This is a genomic window from Bacillus sp. AR2-1, from assembly GCF_008368755.1.
Lineage (GTDB): Bacteria > Bacillota > Bacilli > Bacillales > Bacillaceae_G > Bacillus_A > Bacillus_A wiedmannii.
The window spans coordinates 24,337-44,502 of sequence record NZ_QORY01000008.1 but is presented as its reverse complement, the minus strand read 5'-3'; the positions used below and the strand labels follow the sequence as shown (position 1 = coordinate 44,502).

Here is a 20,166-nt window from a genome sequence, read left to right as displayed (position 1 = left end):
TTGGTCACCCTCTCTTTTTACTAACAGCTACTCCATCACCAATTGGGAAAATCGTTGTATCATATCCTTCATGGTTCATAAGCCATTCATTGTACGTCTTAATACGACGGATTAAACCACGTGTACGTCTGTTTTCAATTTTCTCTTTTGTCGTTACAAGACCATGGTACATAACATTATCTGAAATAATTACCCCACCAGGGTTTAATAACGGTTCATATAAGTCAAAAAAGCGACGATATTGTCCTTTTGCTGCATCAATAAAAATAACGTCAAACGTTCCATGTTCTTCTACTTGCTCACCTGTTTCTAACGCATCACCGTAAATAACAGAAATACGCTCTTTAACTGATGAACGTTCTATATATTCAAGTGCTTTTTCATATCGCTCACGATTGCGTTCAACTGTCACAATGCGAGAATTTGGAATAGCTTGCATCATACGAATACTAGAATAACCAATTGCTGTACCAAGCTCTAAAATGCTTTTTGGTCCAATTAAACGTAAAAATTGCAACATAAATTCCATTCCAAGTCGATCCATAATCGGCACATGATTTTCTTTCGCATAATCTTCCATTTCAAGAATTAATTTATCTTTCGGATCAATAAATGATAATAGGTACTCGTTAACTGCATCCTCCATAATGGTCCTCCTTATTTACATGGAGAAGTGCCTCTATGACGTCTTTTCACACATAGAATGCAATAAAAATACAAGCCAGCTTCATCCTTAGCTTGTACGTCCCGTTTTGATATTAAAAACGATTCTTCTGCCAGTTTTTAACCCGATATATTTTACCACAAAAAAGAGGGATGTGCGACATTTTTCGCTATCCCTCCCCATTTCACTGTTTTTTCGTAATATATTTTTGCTTTAATGCATTATGCTCTTCCAATGTTTTCGCATAGTACACTTCACCAGTTGGTGCAGCTAAGAAATAATAATAATCTGTTTGTGCAGGCTCTAACGCCGCTTCCACTGAATGTTTACCAGAGTTTGCAATCGGACCAACCGGCAATCCTTTCACAACATACGTATTGTACGGTGAGTTTACCTTTAAATCTTCGTATAATACACGTTGTTTATGCTTTCCAAGTGCATATAATACCGTTGGATCAGTTTGCAGGGGCATACCTTTTTCCAAACGATTATAAAAGACACTAGAGATTTTTTGACGATCTGTAAAGCCTGTTGCCTCTTCTTCAATAAGTGAAGACAATGTTAAAAGCTGATGAACATCCCAGTTTTTCGCTTTCATTTTTGCCTCGTTTTGAACAATGATTGCATTCGTTTTCTCAAGCATTGGAATTACAATTTCTTCTAACGTCGTATCTTTTTTATAGAAAGAGTACGTCGCAGGATATAAATAACCTTCTAATGGATATTTAATATTGCTATCAAAGATTTTATCCGTTAACAACTTCGGATACTTTTGCTGCATTTTTTGAATAAATGCTTTATCGTTTAATTGACGTACGACATCATCTTTATTCCACTTTAATTCGTTTGCAACCGTTTCTGCAATTTCAGTTACTTGTGCACCTTCTTTTATCGTCACTTTATAAAGAGCTGGACGATGTACATTACCAGATGACATTTGTTCAATAACATCTGAGGCACTCATTGAAGGATTTAATAAATATGTACCCGCTTGTAAATTTTTAGATTTAGCCTTTGTATAAAAACTAAAAACTGTACCGTTTTTCACAGCACCTTTTTCTTCTAAAATCTCACCAATTTTACTAGTAGATGATCCTTTTGGAATTTCTACTTCAATCTCTTTTTTATTCCCGCTATCAACTGGTCCTAATGCGGATGAAATATACGCATAGACTGAACCACAAACTAAAAGCAGTGCAATAATCGAAAATAAAAAAAGACGTCTACGCTTTTTTTTCACTTGATTCTCTATCAACACTCTTCCTCCTTAATTAAATTGTAGACCGTATGTATATCTTTCTATACAACACGATATAAAAACACAATAAATTTATTTATCTTTTTTTAGATAGACATTTTATTTTTCTACAATCCGTCTCATTATACTACAAAGGATTACACGGTTTCGACAAAAAATCTTTCATTTTACATATAAAAAAAGGTGGACTATATGTCGTCCACCTTTTCAGTACTTATTATTCAGCTTCTTGCTCATCAGCTAGAGTGTTGAACATTTCTTGTACCATTTCCCACTCTTCTTCAGATTCGATTGGAAGTAAACTTCCGCCCTCTTCTTCATTTTGCTCATAAGCCATTGCATCATAAATTGGGTCTCCATCTTCGTCTACTTCACCGATTGGAGAGAAGACTACGTATGATTTTTTGCCAAATTTTTCAGCATCAAAAGTGAAAATAATTTCACATAAATGTTCGTTACCTTTTTCGTCTACAATTGTAATTTGATTTTCTTCCATTTTGGTCACCTCTTATTTACTATCTAAAAATCCTTGTAAGATTACGACTGCAGCCATCTTATCGATTACCTGTTTTCGCTTCTTACGACTCACATCAGCTGAAATGAGCAGACGTTCCGCTGCCATCGTTGACAAACGCTCGTCCCACATTACAACTTCTAATTGTAACAGATTTCGCAGGTTTTCTGCAAATTGCTGGCACGCTTCACCACGTGGGCCAATTGTACCATTCATATTTTTAGGTAAACCTACTACTATTTTGTCCACATTGTACTGCTTTACTAACTCAGAAATACGGTCAAAACCAAAGTGGCCTCGTTCTTCGTTAATCCTGATTGTTTCCAGCCCTTGCGCTGTCCAGCCCATTTCGTCGCTCATTGCAACTCCGACTGTTTTTGTACCTACATCTAAACCTAATATCCGCATAAACTACTCCTCACGATGATGTTTCAAGTACGACTTCACAAGCTCTTCAATTAACTCATCACGTTCAAGCTTGCGAATGATGCTTCGTGCATCTTTATGGCGAGGTATGTATGCTGGGTCTCCACTTAATAAATAACCGACGATTTGGTTAATCGGATTATAGCCTTTTTCTTGAAGTGCATCATACACAGTTAAAAGTACATCATTTACATGGACACTCTGTTTTTCATCTTGAATGCTAAACTTCATTGTTTTATCAAAACCGTCCATTTCAAGCACCTCACTTATATAGTAAGTATAGGGAGAAGAACTTCTCCTCTCCCTACCATTGTACACTACTATCTCTTTATTTTGAAACAGATTTAACGTACTCTTGTACAAATGCTAAAGCTTCCTCAACTTGCGCTGGGTTTTTACCGCCTGCTTGAGCCATGTCAGGACGGCCACCACCACCGCCGCCACAACGAGAAGCTACTTCTTTCACAAGTTTACCAGCATGGTAACCTTGGCTAATTAAATCTTTCGTTACGCCAGCTAAGATGTTTACTTTATCATCATTTACAGACGCTAATACGACAACTGCAGACTCTAATTTATTTTTCAGGTCATCCATCATCGTACGTAAGTTGTTCATATCTGCAACGTTTACTTTCGCTGCTAATACGTTTACGCCATCAACTGTCATTACTGAATCAGTTAAGTTTCCAGCTTCAATATTGCTTAATTTTGCAGCAAGAGATTCGTTTTCTTTTTGAAGTTGTTTTACTTCAGCAAATAAACCATCCACTCTTGTTAAAATATCTTTCGGGTTTGTTTTCATTTTTCCTGCTGCTTCTTTTAATAAACCTACTTGATCGTTCATTAATTCGTATGCAGATTTACCAGTTACTGCTTCAATACGACGCGTTCCTGCACCGATACCAGACTCAGCAACGATTTTGAAAATACCAATTGAAGCTGTGTTATCAACGTGACAACCACCGCAAAGCTCTAAGCTATAATCGCCTACTTGTACAACGCGTACAACATCACCGTATTTTTCACCGAATAATGCCATTGCGCCCATTTCTTTCGCTTCTTCAATTGCTTTTTGAGAAATCTCAACATCAATACTTTCCCAAATTTTCTCGTTTACCATACGCTCAATTTTTTCTAATTCGTCAGCTTGTACTTGACCGAAGTGAGAGAAATCAAAGCGTAAACGTTCAGAAGTTACAAGAGAACCTGCTTGGTTAACATGCGTTCCAAGTACGTCTTTTAATGCTTGGTGTAGTAAGTGAGTTGCTGTATGGTTTTTCACAACGCTACTACGGTTTTTCGTGTCGATAATAGCTTTCACAGCCGCATCTTTCGTTAATGTACCTTCTTCAACAACAACTTTGTGTAAGTTTTGACCATTTGGTGCTTTTTGTACGTCTTTTACAAGTACTTTCACGCCATCAGCAAGAAGGTAACCACGGTCTGCAATTTGTCCACCGCTCTCAGCATAGAATGGTGTTACATCAAGCATTAATTGCCCTTCTTCACCAGCTTGTAAGCTATCTGTGTATTCGCCGTTTTTCACAAGTGCAACAACGTTACTTTCTGTTGCAACTGTACCGTAACCAACGAACTCGCTCGCTACTTTCACTTCTCCAAGGACACCGCCTTGAACTTGCATAGAATCAACGTCTTGACGAGCAGCACGTGCGCGCTCACGTTGTTTTTCCATTTCACTTTCAAAGCCTTCCTGATCAACTGTCATACCAGCTTCTTCTGCATATTCTTCTGTTAATTCAATCGGGAAACCATATGTGTCATATAGACGGAACGCATCTACTCCAGAAATAACAGTTGTTTTTTCTTCTTTTGCTTTTGTGATAACTTCAGCTAAAATTGCTTCCCCATCATGAAGTGTTTCATGGAAACGCTCTTCTTCATTTTTCACAACTTTTGCTATGAAATCTTTCTTTTCAAGTACTTCTGGGTAGAAGTCTTTCATTACCTCTCCAACAACCGGCACTAATTCAAACATGAATGGACGGTTGATGTTTAATTTCTTCGAATAACGAACCGCGCGGCGTAATAAACGACGTAATACATAACCACGGCCTTCGTTAGATGGAAGAGCACCGTCACCTACAGCAAATGTTACTGTACGGATATGGTCAGCAATTACTTTAAACGCCATATCTTTTTCTAAGTCACCATTACGATACTTCTCACCAGAAATTGATTCTGTTGCGCCAATCATCGGCATGAATAAGTCTGTATCAAAGTTTGTAGGTACATCTTGAACGATAGATGTCATACGCTCTAGACCCATCCCTGTATCGATATTTTTCTTAGGAAGCGGTGTATATGAACCGTCTGGATTATGGTTAAATTGAGAGAATACAAGGTTCCATACTTCTAAGTAACGCTCGTTTTCTCCGCCTGGATATAATTCTGGGTCACTAAAGTCATTACCATAAGCTTCTCCGCGGTCATAGAAAATCTCTGTATTCGGTCCGCTTGGTCCTTCACCGATATCCCAGAAGTTTTCTTCTAAACGGATGATGCGCTCTTTTGGAACACCCATTTTTTCATTCCAAATTGTGAATGCTTCTTCATCTTCTGGATGGATTGTAACTGATAGTAATTCTTTATCGAATCCGATCCATTTGTCGCTCGTTAAGAATTCCCAAGCCCAAGTAATTGCTTCTTCTTTAAAGTAATCACCGATTGAGAAGTTTCCTAACATTTCAAAGAATGTATGGTGGCGAGCTGTTTTCCCTACGTTTTCAATATCGTTTGTACGAATTGATTTTTGGGCATTTGTAATACGTGGATTTTGCGGGATTACACGTCCATCAAAATATTTTTTTAATGTCGCTACACCACTGTTAATCCATAACAGAGATGGATCTTCATGCGGAACTAGTGATGCACTAGGTTCTACTGCATGTCCTTTTTCTTGGAAAAAGTCTAAAAACATTTGACGAATTTGTGCGCCTGTTAGTTGTTTCATTGTATTTTCCTCCTTAAATATAAAAAACTCCCGCCCCTATAAAAGGGACGAGAGTTAACTCGCGATACCACCCTAATTATGAATTGATTATTATAACAATCAATTCATCACCTCATGGTGCCGTAACGTGGCAAGACGGCAGTGATTAGCTGCTCTCAGGATTAGCTTTCTGTTACCCTTCATTTAAAGCTTCTTTCAGCCATATGGAAGCTTCTCTCTATAAATGGACTGTAACGTACTTTTTCCGTCATTGATTTAATGTATTATATGACTAAATATAATAGAATTCTCTTAAGTTTGTCAATGTAGATAATCATTTATATTGCATTAACCATAGTTATTCTACTATTCATTCTTAACAGCCTTTCAATATATTATGCATTTATTAATAAATTGTACTACCTCTATATTTTTTTCAGAATATTATTTTTTTGTTATAATTAAATTATCAATAATAAAGGAGTGAGCAAAATGACAACTTTATTGAACAAGGCTAAAAACATATTAACGACTGACGAAACGATATTATTTTACACTGCATGTTCATTAGATATATTTATTTATCGTTCCGTTGCAAGACCAGGACTGTTAATTTTAACGAACAAACGGCTCTTCTTTTATGGACCAGATGTAAGTAAGAACCCAATATTTGAAGAGTACTCTTTTGCAAACATTTCTAATCTAAAAGAGCAAAAGCGGCTTTTCAGCAATCAAATTATATTTATGTACGATAATGAATGGAAAAAAATAAAGCATATTCAAACAAATGATGTAAGCTCTCTCGTTCAACAAATACACGAGCAACTCTCTAAATAATGAAAGCCCTCTACTTTTATAAGTAGAGGGCTTTCATATTACACATCTTCTTTTTTCCAAAGAGGTCTTACATGAACAATCACTGTACGAATAACCGCTAAAATTGGAACTGATATTAGTAATCCTACAATCCCAGCTATCTCTCCTCCAACTAGTAATGCAAGCATAATAATAACAGGATGCATACGAAGTGACTTACCAACGATGTAAGGTGATAAAATGTTACTTTCCAAAAACTGCAAAATAGCAATCGTAATTCCCGCCTTAATGAGTAAACTCGTTGATACCGTTGCCGCAATCATCAATGTCGGAATCGCCCCTAAAATAGGACCGAAGTACGGGATTATATCCGTTACCCCAATAATAATGCCGAGTAATAGTGGATATTTCATACCGATAAACCAAAAGGAAAGAACAGATACTCCCCCTAATACTAAGCAAACAAATAACTGTCCTCGAATATAACTTCCGAGTGACTTATCAATTTCTTTCGCCAGCATTTGCCCTGTACTACGCCACTTACTTGGGACTAGTTTCCAAAAGATGTGATAAAATTCACCGTAATCTTTTAATATGTAAAATACAATGAACGGTATTAAGAAAATAATAAGCAACGAATCCAGTACGCCACGAGCCGTACTCATCACTTTATTTAAAAGTGATTGTATCTTCGTTTCTACACCAACAAAAATTTGTTTCACCTTTTCATGAATAAATGATGGGAAATTTGCTGTTTGTTCTGTGACGCCATCCATCCAAGAATCATACATTTTTGTAAACTGCGGAAATTGTTCATTAATCTCTTGTAACTGTTTAATAACAACTGGCGTTCCTTTATAAATCCCATAACCAATTCCGCCAAAGAAAAGGATGTAAATAAGCAAGATAGCAAGTGTACGTGGCATCCCCTCTTTATGAATTTTTTCAATTAAAGGATGCAATAAATACGCAATAAAGCATGCAATAAGAAACGGTGTAATTGCCACTTTAAATACAAAAATAATCGGTGCCCATAGCGGCTTAATTTTTAAAAAGACAAGTAAACAAAGAAATACAAGTAACAATAACCCTAAACGATATATCCAAATGATTTTAAGATTCTTCACACGAAAAACCTCCTCCACCTTTATTTTGAAAATAAACAGGGTAGGTTATGTGCAAAAGTTTTAAAATCTTTTCGTGCAGACCATACTGTTTTGTAAAGACATACATATACATAACATAACAAGGACAACCACCCCTGAGAATGCAGCATGAAACAATATAATCAGGAGGGCTAATAATGGTTTTATTTATGCTCGTATTATCAGCACTTTTTATGATTCTTGAATGGGTTTGTATCGGGTTTGGGATTTGGAAAGGTTTCTTTATTCGTTCCTCCCGAAAAGAAAGGGCGAAGCAGTTATTTCATTACGGAATGCTTGGCGTTGGATGTTACGGCCTATCGTATCTCTTCTCTGAAATTGGACTTTTATATTTACATACAAGTGCATAAAAAAACTCCCTTATTATGAAGGGAGTTTTTTGCGCTTATAAATAAGATTTAATCATCTTACGTGCTTTTTTCATATTGCGTTTTGAAAATACATCTTGCTTGCGAGCATATTGATATGCTGCCGCTCCAACACCTAATGCGATTAATGAATTGCGTAGATTCAAAGTAAATCCCCCTTTTCGTTATCCGATCGTTCTTTCGTTCTCATCAAATAAATCATCAAGAGAGCTTAATGAACCATCTTCCTCTACTTGATGCGTATGGATTTTCCCTTTTGAAACCGATAATTCGATATAACAATTCCAGCAATAAAATTGGTTGACACCTATTTTTCCAATGTCTTTCCCTTTGCAATTTGGACAAATGAACATATGGCTTTCATCTCCTTACAGTCTCCCAGATTCTATTCGCCATTATGTCCAAACCGCATTCATTTATACATTACTGGAGCCTTTCAACGATATACGTTTGAAAGTTTCACTATATAATTTCACCTTGTTACATGAAATCATACGGTGAAATGTTTTCCACGTCCATTTCTTCGCCATTAACTGTTACCATCTGTACTTCTCCTTGTGATTCTTGCAAACGATTCGCTAAAGTCGTTTGACGCATTGCATCATCAAGGCGATTTACACCAGATTGGAAAGCTGCTTCCTCCCCGCAAATAATGAGGAACTTTTTACTTCTTGTAATACCAGTGTAAATTAAATTACGACGTAACATACGATTGTAACTTTTCACTATCGGCATAATCACAATCGGAAACTCACTACCTTGCGATTTATGAATCGAACAGCAATAGGCATGTGTAATTTGATTTAAGTCTGGCTTTGTATACGTTACCTCAATTCCATCAAATGAAACGATAATCATATCTTGTTGTTCAACGTTCTCTTTCGCATAAAACACCGAAACAATTTCTCCGATATCACCATTAAACACTTGGCTCTCCGGTTGATTAACGAGTTGCAGTACTTTATCGCCTCTTCGGTATACAACATCACCGTAAGCAATTTCTTTACTCTTTTCCCTTTTCGGATTAAACACTTCTTGCAACGCTTCGTTTAGTACATTAATACCGGCAGGGCCACGATACATCGGGGCCAGTACTTGTACATCTCTTGCGCTAAACCCTTTTGTCTTAGCATTTTCACAAACCTTCTTAACAACCTCAACAATTTGAGCTCCTGTACAGCCGATAAATGAACGATCTTTTTGATTTTGCGCTAAATCTGGTGGAAGCGTTCCATTTTTTATCGCATGGGCGAGTTGAATAACAGATGAGCCTTCAGCTTGACGATAAATTTCAGTAAGCTTCACTGTTGGAACTGCACCTGCATTCAATAAATCTTTCAACACTTGTCCAGGTCCTACAGATGGTAATTGATCTTCATCACCTACAACGATAACTTGAATGTTAGTCGGCAATGATTTAAACAGCTGATTTGCAAGCCAAATATCAACCATTGAAAATTCATCAATAATAAGCAATTTCCCTTGTACCGGATCCGTTTCATTACGCTGGAAAGACCCTTCTGGGGTCCAGCCAAGTAAACGGTGAATTGTACAAGCTGGAAGCCCTGTTGATTCACTCATTCGCTTCGCTGCTCTTCCTGTTGGGGCCGTTAATAATATCGGAAATGGATTATCGTCACTGTATTCATTCGGATTTAACGATAGCCCGTGAAGTGACGCATACATTTCAACAATTCCTTTAATAACTGTTGTTTTCCCTGTTCCTGGTCCACCTGTCAATAACATCATCGGTTTATGAAGTGCCGTTTGAATCGCTTCTTGTTGAAACGGTGCATACTGTACATTCAGTTGTTCTTCAATTTGACCTAACGTCTTTAACACTTCTGCTTCAGGAAATGAGGGTGTTTCCTCCTGATTCATAAGCCTGCGAATAGACTTTACAACACCTTTTTCTGAGTAGAATAACGATGCTAAATACACTCGTTCTTCTTCTATGATAACTTTCCCTTCACTTTGCATCATTTCAACGCAAGCTACAATGTCTTCCTCGGTCACTCTTCCTTCTTGATTATTTAAAAGTGACATCGTTTCTCTTACAAGTTGATTTTTCCCCATATAAACATGACCAAGTTGCAATGAAACATTCTCTAACGTATAAAAACAACCCGCACGTACACGGTCATCATGATTACCCGATATACCTAACGCACGTCCTATATCATCCGCTCTTCCAAATCCAATCCCGTCCACTTCTTCAATAAGCTTATACGGATTATTACGAATCACTTCTAATGTCATCTCTTTATATTGCTGGTAAATCTTAATAGAAAGCTTCGTTCCAAAACCGTAACCATTTAAAAAACTCATTACTTTCTCTAGTCCTTGATGTTCAACAATTGTCTCATATATTTCTTGAGCTTTTTGCTTATTGACAACACCGTTTAACGCATCTGGATCATCCATAATTTTAGAGATGGCATGTTCCCCAAGATGATCCACAATTTTTTCAGCTGTACGCTTTCCTATCCCTTTAAATAAATCACTCGCTAAATATTGCACCATACCAGCTTTTGTTTGCGGCAATTCTTTCTTAAATGTTTCAACTAAATATTGTTTCCCATACTTCGGATGGTCTTTAAAATGCCCTGTCAATGTAAACACTTCATCTTCATGCATGCGGGGAAAATGACCGTTTATCATCACTTTTTTTTCGTCGTACGTTTCATTCGTCTCAATGACTTTCATACTGACAACGGAATAGAGGTTTTCTTCGTTGTGGAAAATGGTGTGAAGAACTTGCGCTTTTATAAACTTTTTATCTTCCTCAAACAAATCCATTGCATGTTGATTTCCCATCTTTCCTCTCCTTTCCGGTTCGTTTCACTTTAATGAGCAGTACATCCCCCACCTATTTAGATGAGGGATAACTACCCATTAAACTATATTTTCATCTTATTCAGCTTCTTGCTCCAATAAACGAACACCATTACCAGCTAAAAAGTGATCTGGCTGAATTTCAGTTGCTTTCTTAAATAAAGTAAGAGCCTTCTCGTTATTTTCTTCAAATACGTACGCAACACCTAAATTATAATACGCATCTGCATGCTCTTCATCCATTTCTAATACCTTTTCAAAATAAGGTTTCGCCTCTTGAATATGTTCTAAACGTGCAAAGCAAAGTCCGCACTGGAACACAGCCTCTACATCGTTTTCATCTAATTCTGTTGCTCTTTGTAAAAATGGAAGTGCAAGACGATCATTTCCAAGCTGCACATGTGTAATACCTAACATAAATGTTACATCAGCTGATTGTAATCCCGCTTGCATCGCTTGTTCAAATACAGCCTTTGCCTCTGCAAATTGCTCTTGACCGTAATATACATTTCCTAATCCATAATAAGCAGCCGCAGATTTATCATCTAATTCTAATGCACGTTTATAAAATAAAATTGCTCTTTCACTATCACCTAGTACATCTAATAAGTTCGCAAAATTAATGTATCCAAGCGCATCTTTCGGATTTTCTTCGATTGCTTCTGTGAAATTTTTAGCAGCTTCTTCCCAGTTTCCTTCTTGCATATATTGAATACCTGTTTCAAGTTTGTTTGACATGTCCTTCACCTCTACAACAAATTATAACAAAGAATGTATTTTCCAAGCGAACGAAAATTCGCTTTATGTAAAAGAAACCTCTAACCGCTAATCGGCAGAGGCTTCTCATTTTATCCTAAATAATCCAATTTCTTACCACTACGATATACTTCATCAATTGTAGCACCGCCTAAGCACTCATCTCCATCATAGAAAACAACTGCTTGTCCTGGTGTAATTGCACGAATTGGCTCATCACAAAGAATACGAACTGTATTTTCATCAACGATTTGAACCGTTACTTTATTGTCTTCTTGACGATAACGGAATTTCGCTGTGCACTTAAATTCTTTTTCTTTCGCTTCATTACTTACCCAGCCGATATTCGTAGCAATAACTTCATCACCATATAGAAGCTCGTTATGGAATCCTTGATCAACATATAAAATGTTTTCTTTCAAGTCTTTCCCAACAGCAAACCACGGATCACCGTTACCACCAATACCAAGGCCATGACGTTGTCCAATTGTATAGTACATTAAACCGTCATGCTTCCCTTTCACTTCACCAGATAATGTTTGCATCACACCTGGTTGCGCTGGTAAATAGTTGCTTAAGAAATCTTTAAAGTTACGCTCACCGATAAAGCAAATACCAGTACTATCTTTCTTCGCCGCTGTCGCTAAACCAGCTTCTGTCGCCATTTCACGAATTTGCGGTTTCTTTAATTCACCTAATGGGAACATTGTTTTTGATAATTGCTCTTGGCTTAATTGATTCAAGAAATACGTTTGGTCTTTATTATCATCAACGCCGCGAAGCATTTTATATTCGCCGTCCATATAAGCAACGCGTGCATAATGACCTGTCGCTACATAATCAGCACCAAGCGCAATCGCATGCTCTAAAAATGCTTTAAATTTAATTTCTTTGTTACACATTACATCTGGGTTTGGTGTACGACCAGCTCGGTACTCATCTAAGAAGTACGTAAATACTTTATCCCAGTATTGTTTTTCAAAGTTTACTGCATAATATGGAATGCCAATTTGGTTACACACTTCAATTACATCATTGTAATCTTCTGTTGCTGTGCAGACACCATTCTCATCTGTATCATCCCAGTTTTTCATAAAAATTCCGATTACATCATAACCTTGCTCTTTTAATAAAAGAGCTGCTACAGATGAATCGACGCCACCGGACATCCCGATGACAACGCGTGTTTCTTGAGGTAGTTTGTTCATCATGTCACCTCCCATGCTAATTTTGTGTTAATCGCTTCACGATTTTCACTGTTTCGTACGCCGCTTTCTCAATTTGCTCTTTCGTATTTCCAAGTCCGAAACTAAAGCGTACGGATGAACGTATTTGATCGGAGTCTTTTCCGAACATCGCTACTAATACATGTGATGGATCAATCGAACCAGCTGTACACGCCGAGCCACTTGACACTGCAATGCCAGCTATATCTAAGTTCACAAGGAACGGTTCAATGTTCATTCCTGTAAAACTGATATTAAGCACATGTGGTAAGCGATATTCTAAGTTTCCGTTTACCTCGAAAGTAATGTCTTCATTTTTGAAGACAGATACCATTATATCTTTAAACTCTTCATATTGGGCATTTTTTTGCTCACGAGTTTTTTCAGCTAACAAAATTGCATGTTGCAAACCAACGATACTCGGTACATTTTCAGTACCAGCACGGCGTTTTCTTTCTTGCTCCCCGCCTATTAATAACGGTTCAAATTTCACATTTGCACCAGCATATAGGAACCCTACACCTTTTGGTCCATTAATTTTATGAGCTGAAATCGATAATAAATCAATGCCGAACTCTTTCACATCTATTTCTACTAATCCGTAAGCTTGTACCGCATCTGTATGAAAATAAGCTTGATGCTCTTTTAGCAACTTCCCTATTTCCGCGATTGGTTGCATCGTCCCGACTTCATTATTCCCAAACATAACGGATACGAGAATCGTCTCTTCTGTTAATGCATTTTGTATGTCAGAAACTTGAACGCGTCCTGTTTCATCAACAGGTAAATATGTCACTTCAAACCCTTCGCGCTCTAACAATTCACACGTATGCAAAATTGCATGATGTTCAATTCGCGTCGTTATAATATGGTTACCTTTATGACGATTCGCACGTGCTACACCTATAAGCGCTAAATTATCAGCTTCTGTACCACCGCTCGTAAATATAATTTCATTCGGATTCGCATGAATGCTACGTGCTCCCGCGCGTCTCGCCTCATCTACTGCATGGCGCGTTTGACGTCCATAAAAGTGAATACTAGACGGGTTCCCGAATGTTTCTGTCATATATGGAATCATCTTTTCGACCACTTCTGGGTGAGTCGGAGATGTCGCAGCATGATCTAAGTAAATGCGTTCCATTAAATCTCCTTCTTTCCAAATCGTTTCACAAGGAATTAAATGTAAAACATATAGCCCCCGTGATTTTCTTCCTCATAACGTACTAAATCTTCTAACGTTGTACTATCTAACACTTCTTGCACCGCATCACGAACACGCATCCATAATTGGCGTTGTGCCGGTTCCTCTTCTTCTATCATTTCTACAACACTAATCGGACCCTCTAATACACGGATTACATCCCCAGCTGTAATGTTAGCTGGCTGATCAGACAATACATATCCGCCATATGCCCCGCGCGTACTCTTTACTAGACGAGCGTTACGAAGTGGTGAAATTAATTGCTCTAAGTAATGTTCCGATAAATCATGTGCCTGCGCAATTGATTTTAAGGAAATTGGACCTTCACCAAACTTTTTTGCAAGATCGATCATAATTGTTAAGCCGTAGCGGCCTTTCGTTGAAATCTTCATCTATTTTGCACCTCTTTTCAAATTTTCACTTCTATTGGTTATATCTTATTTATAAAAGAACACAATTTAAAATCCTATGAAATTATAGCATAATATAGTATTATAAGAAATTTCAACTTGTGTATCAAAATGATAACATAAAATCACATTGAAAAACTCGGAAATTATTACAATTGAAAGAAAAATGAAAATATTTATATTCATTTTTCCCACAAAACAGCATCCTATTTCAAATTCCACTAAAAAAAATGATACGATAGAAAGAGATTATACATTAAGGGAGACGGTAAAAATGAAACAGCCACTCGCACATCGAATGCGCCCTACAAATATTCAAGAAATTATCGGACAACAACATTTAGTTGGTGAAGGAAAAATTTTATGGCGAATGGTCCAAGCAAATCATTTTCAATCTATGATTTTATACGGCCCTCCAGGCACAGGAAAAACATCCATTGCGAGCGCAATTGCAGGAAGTACTGGAACCCCTTTTCGCCTATTAAACGCTGTTACTCATAATAAAAAAGATATGGAAGTTGTTGTACAAGAAGCAAAGATGCATCGACACCTCGTTTTAATTTTAGATGAAGTACACCGTCTAGATAAAGCAAAACAGGATTTTCTATTACCTCATTTAGAAAGCGGACTCCTTACCTTAATCGGTGCAACAACGAGTAATCCGTTCCATGCTATTAATTCTGCTATTCGAAGTCGTTGTCAAATCTTCGAATTACACGCATTAACAGAAGATGATCTTTTAATTGGCTTAAAACGAGCACTTGAAGATAAAGAAAAAGGTCTTGGGGAATATGATGTAACGGTTACGCCGGAAGCATTACATCACTTTGCAAATGCATCTGGTGGAGATATGCGTTCTGCTTATAATGCACTTGAACTAGCTGTTTTATCTAGCTTTACAACGGACGAAAAAGCTGCGGTAATTACGCTAGAAATTGCAGAAGAATGCTTGCAAAAAAAGAGCTTCGTTCACGACAAAGGTGGAGATGCTCATTATGACGTATTATCGGCATTTCAAAAATCGGTGCGCGGAAGTGATGTAAATGCAGCACTTCATTATTTAGCACGTCTTATTGAAGCTGGTGATTTACAAAGCATTGGTAGACGTCTTCTTATTATGGCATATGAAGATATCGGACTTGCTAGCCCACAAGCCGGACCGCGTACACTAGCAGCTATAGAATCAGCGGAACGAGTTGGATTCCCGGAGGCACGCATACCACTTGCAAATGCTGTTATCGAGCTTTGCTTATCACCAAAATCAAACTCAGCTTACAAAGCACTTGATACTGCATTACACGATTTACGTAACGGTCAAACAGGCGACATTCCAAGTCATTTAAAAGATAGTCATTACAAAGGCGCAGAATCACTTGGAAGAGGCATTGGATACTTGTATCCACACGACCATCCAAATGGATGGGTACAACAACAATACTTACCTGATAAAATAAAAAACAAACAATATTATAAACCGAAAACGACAGGGAAATTTGAGCAAGCACTTTCTACTGTATATGAAAGATTACAAAGTTCGAATAAAACGAAAAATAAAGGGTAACCTAAGCGAAAACGTCACCATTATGGAGGCTTCGCTTATGAAAACACGTCAAGATGCATGGACAAAAGAAGACGATCTCCTTTTAGCAGAAACTGTTTTACGACATATTCGCAGCGGTAGCACACAAATAAAAGCATTCGATGAAGTCGGCGATACATTGAACCGCACTTCCGCAGCTTGCGGATTTAGATGGAATGCTGAAGTAAGACCGAATTACGAAGATGCGGTGCAACTTGCAAAAAAACAACGTAAAGAATTAAAACGCTCTGAAGCTAAAATAGAAAAAGAGCATTTCACGCAAACGAAACAACTCGTAATTGATGCCGAGTTTTCAGAAGATATTATGCCAAACAAACAGAATCTTACAATGCAACATGTCATCTCGTTTTTGCAAAACTTAGAGCATACCAACCCTTCACTCACAAAGTTACAAACTGAAAATGAAGTATTACAAGCTCAGCTCACGACTTTGAAAAAAACGAATCATGAACTGGAAGCAAAATTAGCGGTACTCTCAAAAAAACAACAAGCAATCGAAGAAGATTATGCAATGCTTGTTAGAATTATGGACCGTGCTCGAAAACTCGTTTCGGTTGAAGAACAAGAGGAACAGATCGCTCCAATTTTCAAAACAGATCAAAATGGAAATTTAGATATTATTTATTCTGCAGAAAATTAAAAAGGATGTCACCTAGTCGGGGTTTCTGACTGTGTGGCATCTTTTTTTCTTCGGTAAAAATAATATTTGTGAATATAATTATATAGATTTATAGAAAAAATTGACAACAATAGACCTCAAGTTCACACAAGGAAACACCAGGGAATAATTGGATATTACTTACTTAAATGTTACTATAAAGATATATGTTTGAAAGGAGATGGTTGCTATTTCATTAATAGTCTTCAAAATAACACTCGGTATTCTCGTTCTAATATTAGGTCTTTTTACCATTAAGAGTTTAAAAAAGACTTCCGCCTATAAGTCGGATAAATACGATTATTCTTTATTAGGATTACTTACATTCGAATTATTAGTATTGCAAATATATGCAATTCTTTAAAACATAATAGAAAAAGCATATACCCTTGACGGATATATGCTTTCTTTTTATTCTTGCCCTACACGCTTCACTTCAACGTTTTTAATACGTTCACGTACAACGTGACTTGCCATGATTAGGCCTGCCACAGATGGTACGAATGCATTTGATGAAGGTGGTAATTTCGCTTTACGAATTTTTGCATTTTCGTCTGGTACGATTTCTTTACGTACTTCTTCACGAATTACGATTGGGTTTTCGTCAGAGAAGACAACTTTTACACCTTTTTTAATACCATCTTTACGAAGCTTCGTACGAATTACTTTCGCAATTGGATCTGTATGTGTTTTAGAGATGTCCGCAATACGGAAACGAGTTGGGTCCATTTTATTTGCTGCACCCATGCATGAGATAATTTTAATTTTTCGACGTAAGCATTGTTTAATTAAATGAATTTTGAACGTAATCGTATCAGATGCATCTACTACGAAATCCAATCCATGTTTGAAGAACTCTTCATATGTTTCATCAGTATAAAACATTTCTAGTCCAATTACTTCACACTCTGGATTAATGTCTGCGATACGCTCTTTCATTAATTCTACTTTTGAACGTCCTACAGTAGATACTAACGCGTGAATTTGACGGTTTACGTTTGTAATATCTACAACGTCTTTATCGACTAATACGAGACGTCCTACGCCAGAACGTGCTAACGCCTCTGCCGAAAATGACCCTACGCCGCCAATTCCTAAAATACCGACTGTACTATTTTTTAATATTTCAAGTCCTTCTTTACCAAAGGCTAATTCATTACGTGAAAATTGATGTAACATTCAGCTCTACACTCCTATTACAAAAATGGTCTATCATGTATTCTAGCGTTTTTCCGACTATTTGTATAGAAAAAGTTATAGAATTCCTAAAAATACATATTTCGAGAATAAAAACATAGTGTAAACTGGACTTTTTAAACAACCCTTTCAATATACCCTTAAAAAGGAGGATTTAGAGAACCAAGCAGATCGAGGCACGTATGCTAGGAGGAGCGCAGTGTAGGAGTACTACTCGAGCACCGGACTAGCATACGTAACGATGAGATGCGACAGTTATCTAAACCGGACTTTTTAAACAACCTCTCAAAAAAAGTCTAGACGGCTATAGTATAACCATCTAGACTTTATTCTTACTTTTCTTCTTTTAAGCTTAATTTTAAGTTTAACTCTTCAAGCTGTGCTTCTGCTACTGGGCTTGGAGCTTCTGTTAATAAGCAGCTTGCGCTTGCTGTTTTCGGAAATGCAATTGTATCACGAAGGTTCGTACGGCCTGCAAGTAACATAACAAGACGGTCTAAACCTAATGCGATACCACCGTGTGGTGGAGTACCGTATTCGAATGCTTCTAATAAGAATCCGAATTGCTCTTGTGCTTCTTCTTGTGAGAATCCAAGTGCTTTGAACATTTTTTCTTGTACGTCACGCTCGTAAATACGAAGTGATCCACCGCCAAGCTCATAACCATTTAATACAAGGTCATATGCTTGTGCACGTGCTTTTTCTGGTGCCGTTTCTAATAACTCAACATCTTCACGGAATGGCATTGTGAATGGGTGGTGAGCTGCGAAGTAACGATCTGCATCTTCATCGTACTCAAGAAGTGGCCAATCCGTTACCCATAGGAAGTTAAATTTACTTTCGTCAATTAACTCAAGCTCTTTACCTAGACGTAAACGAAGTGCACCTAAGCTATCTGCAACAACGCTCTTCTTATCTGCTACGAATAGTAATAAGTCGCCAGCAGTAGCTTCTAATGTAGCCATTAACGCGTTTGCTTCTTCTTCACCGAAGAATTTCGCAATCGGTCCTTTTAAGCCGTCCTCTTCCACTTTAAGCCAAGCTAGACCTTTTGCACCGTATACTTTTACGAATTCAGTTAATGCATCGATATCTTTACGAGAGTATTTGCTCGCAGCACCTTTTGCATTAATTGCTTTTACTTGTCCGCCGCTTTCTACAGCACTTGTAAATACTTTAAAACCACAACCTACTGCAAATTCAGATAGGTCTGTTAATTCCATTTCAAAGCGTGTATCTGGCTTATCAGAACCGTAACGAGCCATTGCATCAGCATATTTCATACGAGGGAATGGTGCACTCACTTCTACACCTTTTGCATCCTTCATAACTTTCGTCATCATGCGCTCCATCATATCTAAAATTTCATCTTGTGTTAAGAATGAAGCTTCGATATCGATTTGCGTGAATTCTGGTTGACGGTCTGCACGTAAATCTTCGTCACGGAAACAACGTGCTACTTGATAGTAACGCTCAAATCCGCCGACCATAAGAAGCTGTTTAAATAATTGTGGAGACTGTGGTAACGCATAGAATTCACCATCATGTACACGACTTGGTACTAAATAGTCACGAGCTCCTTCTGGTGTACTCTTCGTTAAAATTGGTGTTTCCACTTCTAAGAACTCTTCTGTGTCTAAGAAGTTACGAATTGTTTTCGTTACGTCGTGACGCATTTTGAATGTGTTAAACATTGCAGGACGACGTAAGTCTAAATAACGATATTTTAAACGCACATCTTCTGATGCATCTGTATCATCAGCAATAATGATTGGCGTTGTTTTTGCTGCATTTAATACGTTTACTTTCGTTGCTTGTACTTCAATACGACCCGTTGCCATATTGTCATTAATTGCGCCTTCACCACGCTCAACAACTGTACCTTCTACGTGCAATACGTATTCACTACGAATAGTTTCTGCTATTTCTAACGCTTCTTTTGATGTTTCTGGGTTAAATACAACTTGCACGATACCTGTACGGTCACGTAAGTCGATAAAGATTAATCCACCTAAATCACGGCGTTTTTGTACCCAACCTTTTAATTGAACTGTTTGTCCAACTGCTTCTACTGTTACTTTTCCACATGCATGTGTTCTTTCAGCCACTGTAAGTTCC

General features: G+C 37.5%; 20 protein-coding genes and 1 other annotated feature. Of the genes, 4 read left to right on the top strand and 16 right to left on the bottom strand.

The annotated features are described in order from the left end of the window. Window positions 1-4 precede the first annotated feature (4 nt). From DT250_RS09810 to alaS, 6 genes are all read right to left on the bottom strand, one after another. Window positions 5-646 carry an O-methyltransferase gene (locus DT250_RS09810; RefSeq protein ID WP_046956307.1) on the bottom strand — a complete coding sequence of 214 codons (642 nt, stop codon included), beginning with the start codon at window positions 644-646 and terminating at the stop codon, window positions 5-7. A gap of 202 nt (window positions 647-848) precedes the next feature. Next, window positions 849-1,919, bottom strand: coding sequence for an endolytic transglycosylase MltG (mltG, locus tag DT250_RS09805; RefSeq protein WP_087985288.1), 1,071 nt, complete (start codon window positions 1,917-1,919; stop codon window positions 849-851). A gap of 220 nt (window positions 1,920-2,139) precedes the next feature. Then, the gene (locus DT250_RS09800) at window positions 2,140-2,418 is read right to left on the bottom strand and encodes a DUF1292 domain-containing protein (RefSeq protein ID WP_000392245.1); all 279 of its coding nucleotides are present in this window, start codon (window positions 2,416-2,418) and stop codon (window positions 2,140-2,142) included. 12 nt (window positions 2,419-2,430) lie between these two features. Then, the gene (ruvX, locus tag DT250_RS09795) at window positions 2,431-2,844 is read right to left on the bottom strand and encodes a Holliday junction resolvase RuvX (RefSeq protein ID WP_001221204.1); all 414 of its coding nucleotides are present in this window, start codon (window positions 2,842-2,844) and stop codon (window positions 2,431-2,433) included. Between the two features lie 3 nt (window positions 2,845-2,847). Further along, complete coding sequence (locus DT250_RS09790; protein ID WP_000348590.1) at window positions 2,848-3,114, bottom strand: IreB family regulatory phosphoprotein; 267 nt, start codon at window positions 3,112-3,114, stop codon at window positions 2,848-2,850. Between the two features lie 76 nt (window positions 3,115-3,190). Beyond that, window positions 3,191-5,833 carry an alanine--tRNA ligase gene (alaS, locus tag DT250_RS09785; protein WP_000811817.1) on the bottom strand — a complete coding sequence of 881 codons (2,643 nt, stop codon included), beginning with the start codon at window positions 5,831-5,833 and terminating at the stop codon, window positions 3,191-3,193. Window positions 5,834-5,873: 40 nt separating this feature from the next. Then, window positions 5,874-6,093: a binding site (T-box leader), on the bottom strand. 211 nt (window positions 6,094-6,304) lie between these two features. Here alaS and DT250_RS09780 point away from each other — a divergent pair. After that, a complete protein-coding gene (locus DT250_RS09780; protein WP_060488234.1) occupies window positions 6,305-6,649 on the top strand; it encodes a PH domain-containing protein in 345 nt (114 codons plus the stop codon). A gap of 38 nt (window positions 6,650-6,687) precedes the next feature. Here the strand turns inward: DT250_RS09780 and DT250_RS09775 are convergent, their stop codons facing one another. Then, complete coding sequence (locus DT250_RS09775) at window positions 6,688-7,755, bottom strand: AI-2E family transporter (protein WP_048541428.1); 1,068 nt, start codon at window positions 7,753-7,755, stop codon at window positions 6,688-6,690. Window positions 7,756-7,931: 176 nt separating this feature from the next. Here DT250_RS09775 and DT250_RS09770 point away from each other — a divergent pair, with 176 nt between their 5' ends. Continuing rightward, window positions 7,932-8,144 carry a hypothetical protein gene (locus tag DT250_RS09770; RefSeq protein ID WP_000242555.1) on the top strand — a complete coding sequence of 71 codons (213 nt, stop codon included), beginning with the start codon at window positions 7,932-7,934 and terminating at the stop codon, window positions 8,142-8,144. A 35-nt stretch (window positions 8,145-8,179) separates the two neighbouring features. Here DT250_RS09770 and DT250_RS09765 read toward each other — a convergent pair whose 3' ends face one another. The 7 genes from DT250_RS09765 to cymR form a co-directional block, all read right to left on the bottom strand. Next, window positions 8,180-8,308 carry a YrzQ family protein gene (locus DT250_RS09765; RefSeq protein ID WP_001053553.1) on the bottom strand — a complete coding sequence of 43 codons (129 nt, stop codon included), beginning with the start codon at window positions 8,306-8,308 and terminating at the stop codon, window positions 8,180-8,182. Window positions 8,309-8,326: 18 nt separating this feature from the next. After that, the gene (locus tag DT250_RS09760; protein ID WP_000469281.1) at window positions 8,327-8,515 is read right to left on the bottom strand and encodes a hypothetical protein; all 189 of its coding nucleotides are present in this window, start codon (window positions 8,513-8,515) and stop codon (window positions 8,327-8,329) included. A 127-nt stretch (window positions 8,516-8,642) separates the two neighbouring features. Then, window positions 8,643-10,979: an SF1B family DNA helicase RecD2 gene (gene recD2, locus DT250_RS09755; protein ID WP_046958828.1), complete on the bottom strand. Its 2,337-nt coding sequence runs from the start codon at window positions 10,977-10,979 to the stop codon at window positions 8,643-8,645. 96 nt (window positions 10,980-11,075) lie between these two features. After that, complete coding sequence (locus DT250_RS09750; protein WP_000066396.1) at window positions 11,076-11,735, bottom strand: tetratricopeptide repeat protein; 660 nt, start codon at window positions 11,733-11,735, stop codon at window positions 11,076-11,078. A 110-nt stretch (window positions 11,736-11,845) separates the two neighbouring features. Then, window positions 11,846-12,961, bottom strand: a complete 1,116-nt coding sequence (mnmA, locus tag DT250_RS09745) for a tRNA 2-thiouridine(34) synthase MnmA (RefSeq protein ID WP_088093515.1) — start codon at window positions 12,959-12,961, stop codon at window positions 11,846-11,848. A 16-nt stretch (window positions 12,962-12,977) separates the two neighbouring features. Continuing rightward, window positions 12,978-14,123 (bottom strand): cysteine desulfurase family protein, encoded by a 1,146-nt coding sequence (locus tag DT250_RS09740; protein WP_000439914.1) that lies wholly within the window; start codon window positions 14,121-14,123, stop codon window positions 12,978-12,980. Between the two features lie 35 nt (window positions 14,124-14,158). Continuing rightward, entirely contained in the window at window positions 14,159-14,575 is a 417-nt protein-coding gene (gene cymR, locus DT250_RS09735; protein ID WP_000704116.1) for a cysteine metabolism transcriptional regulator CymR, read from the bottom strand. A 292-nt stretch (window positions 14,576-14,867) separates the two neighbouring features. On the opposite strand from cymR, the gene DT250_RS09730 reads away from it, so the two are divergent. Together DT250_RS09730 and DT250_RS09725 are read left to right on the top strand one after the other, a co-directional pair. Next, complete coding sequence (locus DT250_RS09730; protein ID WP_000812941.1) at window positions 14,868-16,154, top strand: replication-associated recombination protein A; 1,287 nt, start codon at window positions 14,868-14,870, stop codon at window positions 16,152-16,154. A gap of 37 nt (window positions 16,155-16,191) precedes the next feature. Beyond that, the gene (locus tag DT250_RS09725) at window positions 16,192-16,833 is read left to right on the top strand and encodes an RsfA family transcriptional regulator (RefSeq protein ID WP_149213008.1); all 642 of its coding nucleotides are present in this window, start codon (window positions 16,192-16,194) and stop codon (window positions 16,831-16,833) included. Between the two features lie 429 nt (window positions 16,834-17,262). On the opposite strand, the gene DT250_RS09715 is transcribed toward DT250_RS09725, so the two are convergent. Together DT250_RS09715 and aspS are read right to left on the bottom strand one after the other, a co-directional pair. Then, a complete protein-coding gene (locus DT250_RS09715; RefSeq protein WP_000903181.1) occupies window positions 17,263-18,030 on the bottom strand; it encodes a tRNA threonylcarbamoyladenosine dehydratase in 768 nt (255 codons plus the stop codon). A 350-nt stretch (window positions 18,031-18,380) separates the two neighbouring features. After that, window positions 18,381-20,156 (bottom strand): aspartate--tRNA ligase, encoded by a 1,776-nt coding sequence (aspS, locus tag DT250_RS09710; protein WP_046958824.1) that lies wholly within the window; start codon window positions 20,154-20,156, stop codon window positions 18,381-18,383. Window positions 20,157-20,166 lie beyond the last annotated feature (10 nt).

Bases quoted from the DNA above. Each gene is read 5' to 3' on its own strand.
- DT250_RS09770 (WP_000242555.1), top strand. From the start codon at position 7,932: ATGGTTTTATTTATGCTCGTATTATCAGCACTTTTTATGATTCTTGAA.
- DT250_RS09730 (WP_000812941.1), top strand. From the start codon at position 14,868: ATGAAACAGCCACTCGCACATCGAATGCGCCCTACAAATATTCAAGAA.
- recD2 (WP_046958828.1), bottom strand. From the start codon at position 10,979: ATGGGAAATCAACATGCAATGGATTTGTTTGAGGAAGATAAAAAGTTT.
- DT250_RS09760 (WP_000469281.1), bottom strand. From the start codon at position 8,515: ATGTTCATTTGTCCAAATTGCAAAGGGAAAGACATTGGAAAAATAGGT.
- DT250_RS09715 (WP_000903181.1), bottom strand. From the start codon at position 18,030: ATGTTACATCAATTTTCACGTAATGAATTAGCCTTTGGTAAAGAAGGA.
- DT250_RS09810 (WP_046956307.1), bottom strand. From the start codon at position 646: ATGGAGGATGCAGTTAACGAGTACCTATTATCATTTATTGATCCGAAA.
- ruvX (WP_001221204.1), bottom strand. From the start codon at position 2,844: ATGCGGATATTAGGTTTAGATGTAGGTACAAAAACAGTCGGAGTTGCA.
- DT250_RS09740 (WP_000439914.1), bottom strand. From the start codon at position 14,123: ATGGAACGCATTTACTTAGATCATGCTGCGACATCTCCGACTCACCCA.
- DT250_RS09790 (WP_000348590.1), bottom strand. From the start codon at position 3,114: ATGGACGGTTTTGATAAAACAATGAAGTTTAGCATTCAAGATGAAAAA.
- DT250_RS09725 (WP_149213008.1), top strand. From the start codon at position 16,192: ATGAAAACACGTCAAGATGCATGGACAAAAGAAGACGATCTCCTTTTA.
- DT250_RS09800 (WP_000392245.1), bottom strand. From the start codon at position 2,418: ATGGAAGAAAATCAAATTACAATTGTAGACGAAAAAGGTAACGAACAT.
- cymR (WP_000704116.1), bottom strand. From the start codon at position 14,575: ATGAAGATTTCAACGAAAGGCCGCTACGGCTTAACAATTATGATCGAT.
- alaS (WP_000811817.1), bottom strand. From the start codon at position 5,833: ATGAAACAACTAACAGGCGCACAAATTCGTCAAATGTTTTTAGACTTT.
- DT250_RS09780 (WP_060488234.1), top strand. From the start codon at position 6,305: ATGACAACTTTATTGAACAAGGCTAAAAACATATTAACGACTGACGAA.
- DT250_RS09750 (WP_000066396.1), bottom strand. From the start codon at position 11,735: ATGTCAAACAAACTTGAAACAGGTATTCAATATATGCAAGAAGGAAAC.
- mnmA (WP_088093515.1), bottom strand. From the start codon at position 12,961: ATGAACAAACTACCTCAAGAAACACGCGTTGTCATCGGGATGTCCGGT.